Origin of the sequence: Sphingomonas phyllosphaerae 5.2, from assembly GCF_000419605.1 — a bacterium.
Taxonomy (GTDB): Bacteria; Pseudomonadota; Alphaproteobacteria; order Sphingomonadales; family Sphingomonadaceae; genus Sphingomonas; species Sphingomonas phyllosphaerae_B.
Window position 1 is genome coordinate 1,462,538 of sequence record NZ_ATTI01000001.1, and the last position, 13,339, is coordinate 1,475,876.

The window sequence follows — 13,339 nt, forward strand, 5'->3', positions numbered from 1 at the left end:
CAGCGAAAACGGAACAAAGCGCGAATAGTGGCGGCTATGCCGCGCGTAATGTCGCGATGATCCGCCCGCATTCGACCTGCAACGTCTCGGCGCGGGCGCGGACCTCGCCGCCGATCTCGCGCGTCAACAGCGCGGCGTCCGTGGTTTCGGAAAGCGACTGCGCGATCGCGCCGACCGCTTCGTCGATCGTCGCGGCGCTATGATCGATGGCGTCGATCGCACGGGTCATGTCGTGCCCGGCGCGCTCCTGCTGCGCGACCATCCCCGCGGTTTCGCGTGCCGAGCGGTCGAGCGTCGCGATCGCGTCGTGCAGTGCGACGACGCGCGCCACCGTCGATCCGGTCGCCTCGCGAATACCGGCGATGCGAATCTGAATATCGCCGCTGGTCTCCGCGGTCTGCGTCGCGAGCGTGCGGACTTCCTGTGCGACGACCGCAAATCCGCGCCCGGCCTCGCCCGCGCGCGCCGATTCGATGCGTGCGTTAAGCGCGAGCAGGTTGGTCTGGCCGGTCAGCGCGCTGATCCGCTGTGCGGCGCTCTCGACCGCATGGACACTGCTTTCCAGCGCCTCGTTGGCGGCGAAGGCGGCGGCGGAATGGTGCGACGCATCGAAGGCCAGTTGCGCGGAGCGTTGCGCCTCGCCGCCGATGCGCTTCACCATCCCGGTCAGGTCGGCGACGGTGTGGAGCATCCCGCGCATCGCGTCGGCGCTGTCGCGGCAGCGGTCACGCGCGGTGCCCGCCTCGCGTTGTTGCTGCTGGATCGTGCCCAGCGTGCGATCCGCGCTACCGTCCAGTGCGCGGGCTGCGTCCAGCAATTGCGCGACCAGCCCGGCGACCGACAATTCGAGTTGGCAGGCGAGATCGTGTGCCGCGGCGCGGAGCTGCGTGCGATGGTGCTCGTCGGTTTCGGCACGGCGGCGCGCCTGCGCGATGGCGTCGGCGCGCGCGTCCTCCGCGTCGACGCGGGCGCGATCGGCTTGTGACAGCGCAGCCTCCACCTCGCGCAGCGCCGCGCCACGAGCGGCCACGGCGGTGGCGGAGGCGGCCAGAGCGGCCTCCAGCCCGCTGCCGGTGCGCAGCACGTACCTGACCAGCACGCCGGCCAGCATCAGGAACAGCCCGACCCCGAGCAGGAGCATCGGCAGCATCTGGCGGAGCGCGCGCATGCCGGGCGCGGACGGCCGCCATGCGAGTACGCCGATCGGGCGCTGGTGATCGTCGAGGATCGCCGCCGAATGCACGGGATCGTAGCGTTCGTCCGGTCTGGTCCAATGCAGCCCCGGCAGGTCGAAGATGTTGGCGAGCGCCGCCAGTCGCGCGGCGTCGAGCAGAAACGCGCCGACCAGCAGTCGTGGAGGCCCCGCCGGGGAGGGTTTGCCCTGCGACGCGGGGATGATCGGCGCCGCGGCGATGACGGCGGGCTTTCCGCCCAGCAGGACCGTCATCACCTTCACATGTCGGGTGCGGCGCGCCGCATCGACGGTTGGCGGTGCGCTGGACACCAGTTCGCGCGCGATCGCGGGGCTGGTGAGCCGCGCCAGAGAAGGCAGCGGGTGCAGATGGCCATCGACCGCAAACAGGGTGGCGCCGCGGTGATCGACGATCAGCGTCGGTGATCCGCCGCCGACCAGGTTGGTCATCACCCACTTTCGGTCGAAGGCGCCGTAAACGTGATCCGCCGCGGCGTCCCAGCGCGAAGGGGAGAGCGCTGCTTCGCCGACCGCCTCGCCCTCGTACTTGATCGCGCCGCGCGCCTTGGCGCGCACCAGTGCGGCGGCATCCGTGTCGAGCTGGCTGACGAGGAAGGCGACGATCAACGCCCCGCTGAGCAATGCGATCGCGATCAGCGCAAGCAGCAGCCACAGCATCGAGCGCGTGCCTCCGCCCGTCGTCGCCGTCGGCGTGCGGAGCGACGAACGCAGGCGGGCGAGAAGCACGTGCAACGACATGATCCGCCGTCGTAACCAAATAACGTTGACGATCCGCTAACCTACTTCCGGTGATCGTCGCTGCTGCTCAGTAACGATCCTGCGTCGCCGGGGCCGCGGCTCGTCACGTGGCAGGGCCGCTTGGCATCAGGGGAGCCAGTGCGGGCGCGAACTCATCCACCTTCATGGCGGCCCTGATGTTGCGAGAGATGGCGCCGGACGCGGTCAAGCATCTGCACGCAAGCGGTAACCGACGCCAAGCTCGTTCGCGATGACGCTGCCGACCGGCTCCGGTGCCTCAAGCTTCTGACGCAGGTTCCGGATGATGATGCGGAGGTATTCGATGCGCGGTTCCTCCTCGCCACCCCAGCAAGTGGCGAGAACGCGCTCATGGGTGACGATCCGGCCGATGTGCCGGGCAAGTACCGCCAGGACATCGTGTTCCTTGCGGGTGAGATGCACCTCTTCGCCCGCCCGGCGCACGATCCGTCGATCGATGTCGATGCTCAGATCGCCGCGCGTCACCATCTTCTCTGGGGTAGCGGAAGAGCCATGATGCCGCAGCGCGACCCGCAGTCGCGCAAGGAGCTCCTCCGTGTCGAAGGGCTTGCTGACGAAATCATCGGCGCCGAGATCGAGCGCGGTCACTTTCTCGTCCACGGCATCACGCGCCGAGACGACGATGATGACGGCATCTCCCTGACGGCGCAGTAGCGGAATGATGCTCAGTCCGTCGCGATCGGGAAGGCCGAGATCCAGCAGGATCGCGCTCGGCCGCTCGCTGGCGGCCCGATGAAGGGCATCCTTGGCGCTGTCGGCTTCGACAACTGCGTAGTCGGCACGGACCAGCGTGTTGCGAAGCAGGCGCCGGATGGCGGCTTCATCATCCACCACGAGGACTTTGGCGGGCATCAGGACTGGCTTTCTGCGGTCATGTCACGGACGATGAGTTCGGGCGGAAACAGCAGGGCGAACGACGCTCCCTCGCCGTCACGACGGTTCGTGGCCTCGACGGACAGGCCCATGGCTTCGGCGAATGCCTTGACGATCGCCAGGCCGAGCCCGGTACCGCCGATGGCCCGATCCGAACCCTCCAGGCGGGTGAACGTCTCGAACACCTCGGCTTCGCGCCCCAGGGGCAGGCCGGGACCGTGATCGAGGATGGCGAGGCGAACCTCACCGGAGCGATGCCGGCCTTCGATGACGATCTCCGTGCCGGGATCGCCATAGCGTCCGGCATTGTCGAGCAGGTTCAGCAGGCAATGATGGAGCAACTGCGGATCGACACGAACCAGCGGTAGATCGGGCGGCACGTCCAGCCGGACGGGATGGCCTTCAAGCGCACGCCGCGCATCGTGCGCGGCACCGGTGACAGCATCGCTCAGATCGGTCGCCTCGACATGCAGCTTGATCGCGCCGGCTTCGACGCGCGCCATATCGAGCAGGTTGGAGACGAAGCGATTGAGCCGGGCCGACTCACCCTTGATGGTGCCGATGAGTTCAGGGGTGGCGCCGTGATCGAGTTGGTCGGCAGCTGCGATGACCGCGGTCAACGGCGTGCGAAGATCGTGACTGACCGAAGAGAGCAGGGCGGCGCGCAAGCGATCGCGCGTGCGGACCACGTCGACGTCGCGCATCTCGACCTGGAGACGCAGCCGCTCGAGAACCAAGGCGGATTGATCGATCAGGCTGCTGAGGAGGGGTAGCTGATCGGCGCGGACCGGATTGGCGGCCGACTCATTGGCGACACCCAGCACGCCGAGGATCCGTTCGCCGGCCTTCAGTGGCTGGAAAAGCCATTCCGATGCCGTCAGCGTTCCCGACCCCTTGCCGGCGGGATTGCCGGTGTCGAAAGCCCAGCTTGCCGCCGCATTGTCCATGGTATGAAGCTGATAGGCGGTATCGCTGGCCGCGAGTATCTCCAGGTCGACCCCGTGCATCGGGGCGAGAAGGACGACCTGTACGCCGAGCAGGCGGCGAACATCGTCGCAGATCATGCGCGCGGCGGCGTCCAGATCGTTCACCGCGGCGATCTGACGTAGAAACCCGGCCAGGGTCGCGTTCGTCCGCGCGCTGGCCGCGGCGAGGTCGGCCTGCGCTCTTACCCTGGAGGTCAACTGGCTGGTGGCGATGGCGATGGCGAGCAGGACGATCACCGATACGACGTTCTCGGGATTGTTGATGCTGAACGTGCCCACCGGTGGCAGAAACACGAAATTGTAGGCGAGGCTGGAGACGAGACCAGCGAACAGACCGGTCCGCAAGCCGTACAAGCTGGCCGCCGCCATGACGGGCAGCAGATAGAGCATGCTGACGTTACCGAGGTCGAGCACGTGAAACAGCGCGCTGGCGATGCCCGTGATCGCTGCCACCATAGCCGTGGTGACCGCGTAACCCAGCGGCGAGCCCCATTTCGCCGGTCGTCGCGCCGCGCGTTGTCCGGCGCTCTTGTCCGAAGGCAATGGCAGAACGTGGACCGTCACGTCCGGTGTGTCACGGATGAGCCGGTCGACGATCGAGCCGTGGCGCAGTTCGAACCAACGCGACCGGCGCGACTTGCCCAGCACCAGCTGCGTCGCGCGGGCGTCTGCAAGGAAGCTCTGAATGCCCTCGACCACGTTCGTCGCCGGCACCGTCGCCACGACGGCGCCTAGTTGAGCTGCCAGCGTCATCGCGGCAGCGACGCGAGCATGTTGTTCGTCCGTAAAGGTCGCGGCGCGTGGAGTTTCGACGAACAACGCCGTCCAGGGGCCGCGCAGGCTGTCGGCAACGCGCTTTGCGGCACGAACAAGGACGTCGGCACCGGGCAGCTCGTTGATCGCAACGACGATCCGATCGCTGCCGGCCCACGTCCCGCCGAGCCCGAGCGCGCGTACGTCATCGAGCATACGCGCGTCCACCGCCTGCGCGGCTCGGCGCAAGGCGAGTTCGCGAAGCGCGGACAGATTCGATTTGGAGAAGAAATGCCCGAGCGCTCGAGTGGCTTCGTGCGGGAGGTAGACCTTTCCGGCCTTCAGCCGTTCGATCAACTCGTCGGGCGGAATGTCGACGACCTCGATCTCCGCAGCTTCGAGAACGCTGTCGGGCACCGTTTCGCGAACGCGCACGCGAGTGAAACTCGCCACCACGTCGTTCAGGCTCTCCACATGCTGGATGTTGACGGTCGAGTAGACGTCGATACCCGCGGCGAGCAACTCCTCGACGTCCTGATAGCGTTTGGGGTGCCGGCTGCCAGCCGCGTTCGTGTGCGCCAGCTCGTCGACCAGCACGAGCCGCGGCGCGCGCGCGATGATCGCATCGATATCCATTTCGTGCAGCGTGCGGCCTTCGTAGGCGACGGCACGCCGCGCGACGATCTCGTGACCGCGCGTCAGTGCTTCGGTTTCCGCGCGCCCGTGCGTTTCGACGACTCCAACGACGACATCCACACCGTCGCGCTTCCGGGCCGCTCCCTCCGACAACATCTCATAGGTCTTGCCGACCCCCGGGGCTGCACCGAGGAAGATCTTCAGCTTGCCCAGCCCCTCCTGCGCCGCGGCACGCAGGAGGGCGTCGGGATCGGGCCGTCCGTCGCCGGAAAATGGCATCAACGCTGGCGTGTCGCTGGCGCCGGGGCGCGTGGCAGTTCGTCCAAAGCCCGGTTGAGCGCGAGCACGTTGACGTAAGGATCGCCCAGGATCGAATGCTGTGTCATTTCCGTCACCATCCGACGAACACGTTCGGCGGCGACGCCGCGCGTGCGCGCGATCCGGGACGCCTGCGCAAGTGCGCTGGCAGGCGAGAGGTCGGGATCGAGGCCCGAACCGCTGGCGGTTACGAGATCGGCGGGCACGGGCCCGGTCACGCCCTCCGCGTGGCGCCTCGCGATGTCCGGCCCGACCCGATTGACCAGCGCCTGCGATGCGGGACCGAGATTGGAGCCGGACGAGGCGAGACCGTCATATCCCTTGCCGGCAGCCGACGGGCGGGTCTGGAAGTAACGGTCCGTCGTGAAGCCTTGTCCGACAACGGTCGAGCCGATCACCTGCCCACGTGCATCGCGAACCAGACTACCGTTCGCTTGCGATGGAAACAGCGCCTGTCCGATGCCGGTCATCGCCAATGGATAGGCCAGGCCGAGGAGTATGGCGAACAGGATCGTCATGACGATCGCCGGCCGCAGCGCGGAAGAGAAGTCTTTGCCCATGATCCTGCTCCTTAAGCCAAACCGAGGCCACCGACGACGACGTCGATGACCTTGATGCCGATGAAGGGTGCGAGAAGGCCGCCGAGGCCATAGATAGCGAGATTGCGTGCAAGCAGGGGACCGGCGGCCATCGGCTTGTACGTCACGCCCCTCAACGCCAGCGGCACCAGCATCGGAATGATGATCGCGTTGAAGATGATGGCCGACAGGATGGCAGATTGCGGCGAACCCAGCCGCATGACGTTGAGCACGCCCAGCCCCGGATAGAGTGCAACGAACATCGCAGGAATGATCGCGAAGTATTTCGCGACGTCGTTGGCAACCGAAAAGGTGGTGAGCGCACCACGCGTCATCAGCAGCTGCTTGCCGAGGCCGACCACCTCGATCAGTTTGGTCGGGTCGCTGTCGAGGTCGACCATGTTGCCCGCCTCGCGCGCGGCTTGGGTGCCGGTATTCATCGCCACCCCGACGTCGGCCTGGGCAAGCGCCGGCGCGTCGTTGGTGCCGTCACCGCACATCGCGACGAGCTTGCCGCCGGCCTGCTCCTTCCGGATCAGTTCGAGTTTATCTTCCGGTGTCGCCTGGGCGAGGAAGTCGTCGACGCCCGCCTCGGCGGCGATCGCGGCGGCCGTCAGCGGATTGTCGCCGGTGATCATCACCGTCCGGATTCCCATCGTGCGGAGCTCGCCGAAGCGCTCGCGGATACCGGCCTTGACGACATCCTTCAGGAAGATCGCACCCAGCAGACGACCATCCCGGGCCACGGCAAGCGGCGTTCCACCCGCTCGCGCGATCTCGTCCGTGATGCGACGTAGTTCCGTCGCTGCTGCGGTCGCCCCCGCGCCGTCGCTTGCACGGAGGATCGATTCCACGGCGCCCTTCTGTATCAGCGAGCCGCCCACCTTCACGCCCGAGATACGCGTCTGCGCGGTGAAGGGGATGATCTCTGCACCCGCCGGCAGTTCGGCGGTGATGACGTGGAATTGCTCGCGGGCGAGAAGGACGATCGATCGTCCTTCAGGTGTCTCGTCGGCGAGGCTCGCGATCAAGGCCGCTTCGGCAAGTTCGGCGTCGCTTGTTCCACCAACGACCCGGAATTCCGACGCCTGGCGGTCACCGATCGTGATCGTGCCGGTCTTGTCGAGCAACAGCACGTCGATGTCGCCGGCCGCCTCTACCGCGCGACCGGATTTTGCGAGCACGTTGAAGCGGACGAGACGATCCATGCCCGCGATGCCGATCGCCGAGAGCAGCGCGGCAATCGTCGTCGGGATCAATGTGATGAGTAGCGCCGCCAGGATCGCCACCGGAATGCTGCCGCCGGCATAGCGCGTGAAGCCCGGGATCGTCGCCACGGCGATGAGGAAGATGATCGTCAGGCCGACCAGCAGCAATGTGAGTGCGATCTCGTTAGGCGTCTTCTGCCGCTCGGCGCCCTCGACCAGCGCGATCATGCGATCGAGGAAGCCTTTGCCCGGCTCGACGGTGACCTTCACGCGGATCTCGTCGGAGATGACGCGCGTGCCGGCGGTCACGGCGGAACGGTCGCCACCCGCTTCGCGGATGACCGGCGCGCTCTCGCCGGTGATGGCGGCCTCGTTGACCGAAGCAACCCCCGATACGACTTCGCCATCCGACGGGATCAGGTCGTTCGTTTCGACAAGCACGAGGTCGCCGACCTTTAGCTGGCTGGCGGGGACGTCGTCATACTGGCGACCATCCCCGTTCAAGCGCTTGGCCGTCAACTCGGCCTTCGTCGCGCGCAAGCTTGCCGCCTGCGCCTTGCCGCGCCCCTCCGCCAGTGCCTCGGCGAAGGTGCCGAACAGCACGGTCAGCCATAGCCAGACCACGAGTTGCAGCTTGAAGCCGGCGGTGAGGTTGTCCTGCCCGATGATGAGTAGGACGGTCATCAGCGCGGCCACCGCCGCGGTGACGAACATCACCGGATTGCGGACCAGTTCCCTGGGATCGAGCTTCACGAACGACGCGGTGATCGCGGGCACGACGAGGTCGGCCGTAAACAGGCTCTTCGTCTGCGAGCGTGTGTGCGTTGTGTGGGCCATGTCAGGCGCCCCTTCAGGACAGTTTGCCGCTGATCATCGCGAGATGATCGGCGATAGGACCAAGCGCGAGGCTTGGCAGGAAGGTCAGGCCACCAAGGATCAGCACGATCCCGACGAGCAGGCCGACCCAAAGGCCGCCCGTGGTCGGAAACGACCCGGCGCTCTCCGGCGTGTACTTCTTGGCGGCGAGGCTGCCGGCGATGGCGAGCATCGGGATGATGATGAAGAAGCGACCCACCCACATCGCGACGCCGAGAAGCCCGTTGTAATAGGGAGTGTTGGCCGTGAGCCCCGCGAACGCCGAGCCGTTGTTTCCGACCGCGCTGGTGAAAGCGTACAGGATCTCACTGAACCCATGCGCACCCTTGTTCAGCGGGCCCGCGAGGCCTTGCGCCAGCACCGAGGATAGCGAGGTCAGCCCGAGGATCATGAGCGGCAGTACCGCGATCGCGAGCACCGCAAGCTTGACCTCGCGCGCTTCGATCTTCTTGCCGACATATTCGGGCGTGCGCCCGACCATCAAGCCGGCGACGAAGACCGCCAGAATCGCGAACAGCAGGAAGCCGTAGATTCCCGCGCCCACGCCGCCGATCACGACTTCGCCCAACTGGATGTTGAACAGCGGGATCATGCCGCCCAGCGCGGTAAAGCTGTCGTGCATCGCGTTGACCGCGCCGCATGAGGCCGCCGTGGTGACAACCGCGAACAGCGAAGAGGCGGCGATGCCGAACCGCACCTCCTTGCCTTCCATATTGCCGCCCGCGACACCCAGTTGATGGAGCACCGGGTTGCCGGCCGCCTCTTGCCAGTACGTGACGGTAACTCCCGCGAGGAACAGGATCACCATCGCCGACAGGATCGCCCAGCCCTGGCGCGTGTTGCCGACCGCCTTGCCGAACGTCCATGTCAGGCCGAAACCGATCAGGAAAATCGACAGCATCTCGATGAGATTGGTCAGCGCGGTCGGGTTCTCGAACGGATGCGCGCTGTTGGCGTTGAAGAAGCCGCCACCGTTGGTGCCGAGCATCTTGATCGCTTCCTGGCTGGCCACCGGACCGAGCAGGATCGATTGGCGTGCGCCTTCCAGCGTCCGGACGTCGACGACGCCGGCCATCGTCTGCGGTACGCCGCTTGCGATAAGGAACACGCTATAGACGACGCAGACCGGCAGCAGCAGGTAGAGCGTGACGCGGGTCACATCGGCCCAGAAGTTGCCGATCGTCTTGGCTTCGCGCCGCGCGAAGCCGCGGAACAGCGCGAAGGCAAGCGCGATGCCGGTGGCGGCCGACAGGAAGTTCTGGATGGTCAGACCCAGCATCTGGCTGAGGTTGGACATGGTGCCTTCGCCACCATAGCTCTGCCAATTGGTGTTGGTGGTGAAGCTGACCGCGGTGTTGAACGCCAGGTCGGGACCCGGCGCGCTTAGTGCTTGCGGGTTGCCCGGCAGTGCGCCCTGAAGCCTGAGCACCGCATAGGTGAAGGCCAGCAACACGAAGTTGAACAGCAGCATGTGCAGCGCGTAGCGACGCCATCCCTGCTCGACATCCGGATCGATGCCCGCCAATCGGTAGAAGCCCCGCTCGACCGGGCCGAAGACGATGTGGAGCGGCGTGCGCCGCCCCTCGTACAGCGCGTGCAGCCACATGCCGACCGGCTTGGTGAGCGCAAGCAGGACGGCGATGAAGCCGAGGATCAGGAACCAGCCCTGGATTGTCATGGTCGCCTCCTTTCAGAAGCGTTCGGGGCGGATCAGCACCGCCACAAGGTAGATGAGAAGGCCGAGTGCGGTCAGCGCCGCGAGCCACAGGTCGAGCGTCATCGCTGCCACCTCACGCGTTGTCGCACAGGCGGGCGTAGGCAAGCGTCGCCGCGAGCAGCCCGACCATGATGAGCATCCAGAGCAAGTCGTTCATCAGCCGGACTCCCTCAAAAAGCCGCTGTCAACGAAGCCACGATCGTGCTGCCGGCGATGTTGCCGGAGCCGTCCTGACCTTTGCTGAAGCTGGGGCGGAGGTCGCGTGCCGCGCGGTCCGAGATGTCGGTGTCGATATAGCTGACGTTCAACGTCAGGTTCCTGTAGGTCGCGTCGGCGCCGAGCGACCAATCCCAATACGCGCCCGTCGGCGCCACGGCCGTGGCGTTCGGGCCGAGCCCATCCTGACCCCGACTATGGCCGATGTGCGCCCTGGCAGTGATCGGCGTACCCGCCACTGCCAGCGCCCCGTCGCCCCAGAGGTACAGATTGTCGTCCTTGGCCCGCGGATTGTCATAGATGCCCGCTGCGGCGGCGGTGCCGGTATCGTACCATTTACCGATCGCCTCCTGGCTGGGCGCATAGGCGGCACCTGCGGTCAGCGTCGCGCGACCTGCGGTGCCGGAAAGCTTGACGTACGGCTCGGCAAAGTCGGTCTTGTCCGCACCGCCCGGGTACATGTACCAGGTGAGGCCGACGTCGAGCATGGCACCGTCCGCAAGCTTCGCCCGGTAGCCGCCGATGAGGTCGAGCTCCATGTTGGCGCCACCGAAGGTGCCCCATCCGGCGAGGTTCGAAGCCCACGTTCCGACATAGAGGCCGCTCTCATGCGCGATCGTGATGCCGCCCTGTACCGCCATCGCCTGATCCGACTGCGAGACACCGCGGAAACGGTAATCCGACGCGATCGTAGCCGAGCCACTGACGGTGAACGTCGGCGGTGGCGTACTGACGTCGGCAGCCTCGGCCTTGTCGATCGGTGCCGTCTGCGCCTGCGCGGTAGCTGGTAAGGCTACCAAGGCGACGATCCCGGTCACCTGACAGAAATTCATTGCGAACCCCTTTTGAGTGGCTGCCGTCACGCGACGAAGCCTTCAGGGATGCGCGATTAGGCGCATGTCGCGTATGAATTCGAGATCGAAACCGGGAAAAGGCGTATAGCGCGCATATAGCGCGCGCTTTTTCGCTTCATGCACGACATCGAAGCCGCGAGGGGATCAGATCCCCCCGACGAACGCGCGACACGAGCATGCTTTCGTATGAGATTGCGCCAGCGAAGACGTGGTCGTCCTCTTTACCGTTTGGCCGAGGCCGTCCCGCGACGTTTGCTGGCGCCGGCTCGGGGGCCGTCTCGGGTTCACGTGATCGTTCTGGCGGTCGCGGCCGACAGCAGGCCGAAAGAGGCGGCGTTACGTCCTTGTTTCGGTCCCATCATTTGAATCACTTGCGCGACCGGCATCGTCAGCACTTTGCGCGTGAACGAAGCCGGTCTGCCTGGCGGCTTGTCTTGCTACGAGGCCGGGGCCGATACGCCCGCTGCGGTTTGAACGACCGGCTTCATCGTGCCGTCCGGATTGTAGTGCAGTCGCTCCACCGTCACGGCGCGCCGGCCGATCGCGCCGTTCAGGTCGCCGATCGCCAGATTGGCGTTGTGCAAGAAGAGGTACCAGTTCTTCTTGTATTCGACGATCCCGGGATGGATCGTGAAGCTGTACTTGCCCGATCCGGTCAGTTCGCCGCGATAGGTCCACGGTCCCTTGATCGACGGAGCCGTCGAATACGAGATCCTTTCGTCACGATGCTTGGCGCGGTCGAGCGACGCATAGGTAAGATAATAAACCTTGCCCCGCTTGTGCAGCCACGGTCCTTCCTCGAAGTGTGGTGGCGTGATTTCGGTGATCGGGCCATCGATCTCGATCATGTTCGGCTTCAGCCTGGCGATGTAGCATTGCCGATTGCCCCAAGCGATCCACGTTGTTCCATCGTCATCGGTCAACACGGTCGGATCGATATCTTCCCAGCTATGCGTGCCCTTTGGCGTCATCTCGTTGGTGATGAGCGCCGCACCTTTGGCGTCCCGGAACGGACCGGTCGGCGTATCCGCAACGGCGACCGCGATCGCCTTGCCGGGGTGGGTCCGGTCATGCTCGACCGCCGCGTAGAAGTAGAACTTGCCATTCCTTGGGATGACCTGCGACGCCCAGGCGTCGGCCTTCGCCCATTTGAAATCGGACACCTTCATGATCGGCCCGTGGTCGGTCCAATGCTTCATGTCCGTGGTGGAATAGACGAGCCACTCCTTCATGTTGAACATTTCGTCGCGTTGCGCTTCGTCATGCCCGACGTAAAGGTACAGCGTATCGCCGATCACGACGGGTGCCGGATCGGCAGTAAACTTGTCGCGGATAATCGGATTGGAACCGGGAACATCGCTCGCTCCGGTCAGCATCGCCAACGCACCCAGCGCCCACGCCACCCGTCGATATCCGCTCGCCATGGCTCTCTCCCATTCTCGTTTCGGGTAAGGTAGCGCTAACGCAACGACGCTGCCAAGCGGCCCGAAGAGAAAATCTTCAATGGCGTTCGTGGCGTGGCAATCCTTCAAGGGTGCGTTCAGCGGATCATCTGCACCATCGCGCGTCCGTCGCCCCCAGCACGCGCTGGATGTCTTTGCTCGCCAGCTTCGCCCGCTCCGGTATCCGGCGTTGCCGGCGTGCGACCTGCCGTGGCGGTGTCGCAGCCCGCGTCCAACTGGCGGAACTGGATCGGCATCGCGGCGGACCCACCGGTGGCGGATCGGATCGCGACAAGCTTCGGCGAAGAACCGCGAAACACTTGCGTATCAAGCGGGCAGGGGCCCGCAGGGCCGAGATTGCTTCCTGGGTTCAGGGCGACGCTGGCAATTCATGTTCCGTGCGGTCCAGCCAATGCACAGCGTCGCCGTCTGCGCCGTCAGGCGGCTTCCCGCAACTCGGCGGTATGCCCAAGAGCGTCGAGCGATAGCATCAGCACCATCGTGCCGCCGTGGTCTGCCAGGCCCGTCAGGAAATCCGGGGTGTCGCCGGTTCCTTCCGGTACCGGCTGCACGTCTGCGCCATCGATCGTGACGATGTCGTTGACCGCGTCGACGATCAGGCCAAGCTGCTGCTGCCCCACCTGAACGACGATGATGACGTGTCGCGCTGTGGGTTCGGTGCTACCCCAGTTGAGGCGGTGACGCAGGTCCAGAACGGGCAGCACGACCCCGCGCAGATTGACCACCCCTTTCATGTACGCGGGCACGTTGGGGAGCGGCGTGGCCGGTGTCCAGGCGCGGATTTCCCTGATCGCCATGATGTTTACGCCCAGACATTGATCGCCAAGCTGGAAGGTGATGAGTTGATGCGCGGCCATGTCTCTCGCCTTTT

The 13,339-nt window shown here is 65.6% G+C and carries 10 protein-coding genes; all 10 read right to left on the reverse strand.

Going from position 1 to position 13,339, the window contains the following annotated elements:
* Positions 1–34: 34 nt before the first annotated feature.
* Positions 35–1,951 (reverse strand): methyl-accepting chemotaxis protein, encoded by a 1,917-nt coding sequence (locus SPHPHY_RS0106840; protein WP_022685956.1) that lies wholly within the window; start codon positions 1,949–1,951, stop codon positions 35–37.
* A gap of 204 nt (positions 1,952–2,155) precedes the next feature.
* Positions 2,156–2,842, reverse strand: coding sequence for a response regulator (locus SPHPHY_RS0106845; RefSeq protein ID WP_022685957.1), 687 nt, complete (start codon positions 2,840–2,842; stop codon positions 2,156–2,158).
* On the reverse strand, positions 2,842–5,517 hold the full coding sequence (locus SPHPHY_RS0106850; protein WP_022685958.1) for a sensor histidine kinase: 2,676 nt from the start codon (positions 5,515–5,517) through the stop codon (positions 2,842–2,844). The genes SPHPHY_RS0106845 and SPHPHY_RS0106850 overlap by 1 nt, the downstream gene beginning before the upstream one ends.
* Positions 5,517–6,116, reverse strand: coding sequence for a potassium-transporting ATPase subunit KdpC (gene kdpC, locus SPHPHY_RS0106855; protein WP_022685959.1), 600 nt, complete (start codon positions 6,114–6,116; stop codon positions 5,517–5,519). The genes SPHPHY_RS0106850 and kdpC overlap by 1 nt, the downstream gene beginning before the upstream one ends.
* Positions 6,117–6,127: 11 nt before the next feature.
* Positions 6,128–8,179, reverse strand: coding sequence for a potassium-transporting ATPase subunit KdpB (gene kdpB / locus SPHPHY_RS0106860; protein WP_022685960.1), 2,052 nt, complete (start codon positions 8,177–8,179; stop codon positions 6,128–6,130).
* Between the two features lie 13 nt (positions 8,180–8,192).
* Positions 8,193–9,896 (reverse strand): potassium-transporting ATPase subunit KdpA, encoded by a 1,704-nt coding sequence (gene kdpA / locus SPHPHY_RS0106865; protein WP_022685961.1) that lies wholly within the window; start codon positions 9,894–9,896, stop codon positions 8,193–8,195.
* Positions 9,897–9,908: 12 nt separating this feature from the next.
* Positions 9,909–9,998, reverse strand: coding sequence for a K(+)-transporting ATPase subunit F (kdpF, locus tag SPHPHY_RS19580; RefSeq protein WP_022685962.1), 90 nt, complete (start codon positions 9,996–9,998; stop codon positions 9,909–9,911).
* Positions 9,999–10,105: 107 nt separating this feature from the next.
* The gene (locus tag SPHPHY_RS0106880; protein WP_022685963.1) at positions 10,106–10,984 is read right to left on the reverse strand and encodes a TorF family putative porin; all 879 of its coding nucleotides are present in this window, start codon (positions 10,982–10,984) and stop codon (positions 10,106–10,108) included.
* 458 nt (positions 10,985–11,442) lie between these two features.
* Positions 11,443–12,429 (reverse strand): glycoside hydrolase family 43 protein, encoded by a 987-nt coding sequence (locus tag SPHPHY_RS0106890; RefSeq protein ID WP_051148284.1) that lies wholly within the window; start codon positions 12,427–12,429, stop codon positions 11,443–11,445.
* A 455-nt stretch (positions 12,430–12,884) separates the two neighbouring features.
* Positions 12,885–13,325, reverse strand: a complete 441-nt coding sequence (locus SPHPHY_RS0106900) for a chemotaxis protein CheW (RefSeq protein ID WP_022685967.1) — start codon at positions 13,323–13,325, stop codon at positions 12,885–12,887.
* Positions 13,326–13,339 lie beyond the last annotated feature (14 nt).

Coding starts and splice junctions, on each gene's coding strand:
- SPHPHY_RS0106840 (WP_022685956.1), bottom strand. CDS start 1,951: ATGTCGTTGCACGTGCTTCTCGCCCGCCTGCGTTCGTCGCTCCGCACG.
- SPHPHY_RS0106845 (WP_022685957.1), bottom strand. CDS start 2,842: ATGCCCGCCAAAGTCCTCGTGGTGGATGATGAAGCCGCCATCCGGCGC.
- SPHPHY_RS0106850 (WP_022685958.1), bottom strand. CDS start 5,517: ATGCCATTTTCCGGCGACGGACGGCCCGATCCCGACGCCCTCCTGCGT.
- kdpC (WP_022685959.1), bottom strand. CDS start 6,116: ATGGGCAAAGACTTCTCTTCCGCGCTGCGGCCGGCGATCGTCATGACG.
- kdpB (WP_022685960.1), bottom strand. CDS start 8,179: ATGGCCCACACAACGCACACACGCTCGCAGACGAAGAGCCTGTTTACG.
- kdpA (WP_022685961.1), bottom strand. CDS start 9,896: ATGACAATCCAGGGCTGGTTCCTGATCCTCGGCTTCATCGCCGTCCTG.
- kdpF (WP_022685962.1), bottom strand. CDS start 9,998: ATGACGCTCGACCTGTGGCTCGCGGCGCTGACCGCACTCGGCCTTCTC.
- SPHPHY_RS0106880 (WP_022685963.1), bottom strand. CDS start 10,984: ATGAATTTCTGTCAGGTGACCGGGATCGTCGCCTTGGTAGCCTTACCA.
- SPHPHY_RS0106890 (WP_051148284.1), bottom strand. CDS start 12,429: ATGGCGAGCGGATATCGACGGGTGGCGTGGGCGCTGGGTGCGTTGGCG.
- SPHPHY_RS0106900 (WP_022685967.1), bottom strand. CDS start 13,325: ATGGCCGCGCATCAACTCATCACCTTCCAGCTTGGCGATCAATGTCTG.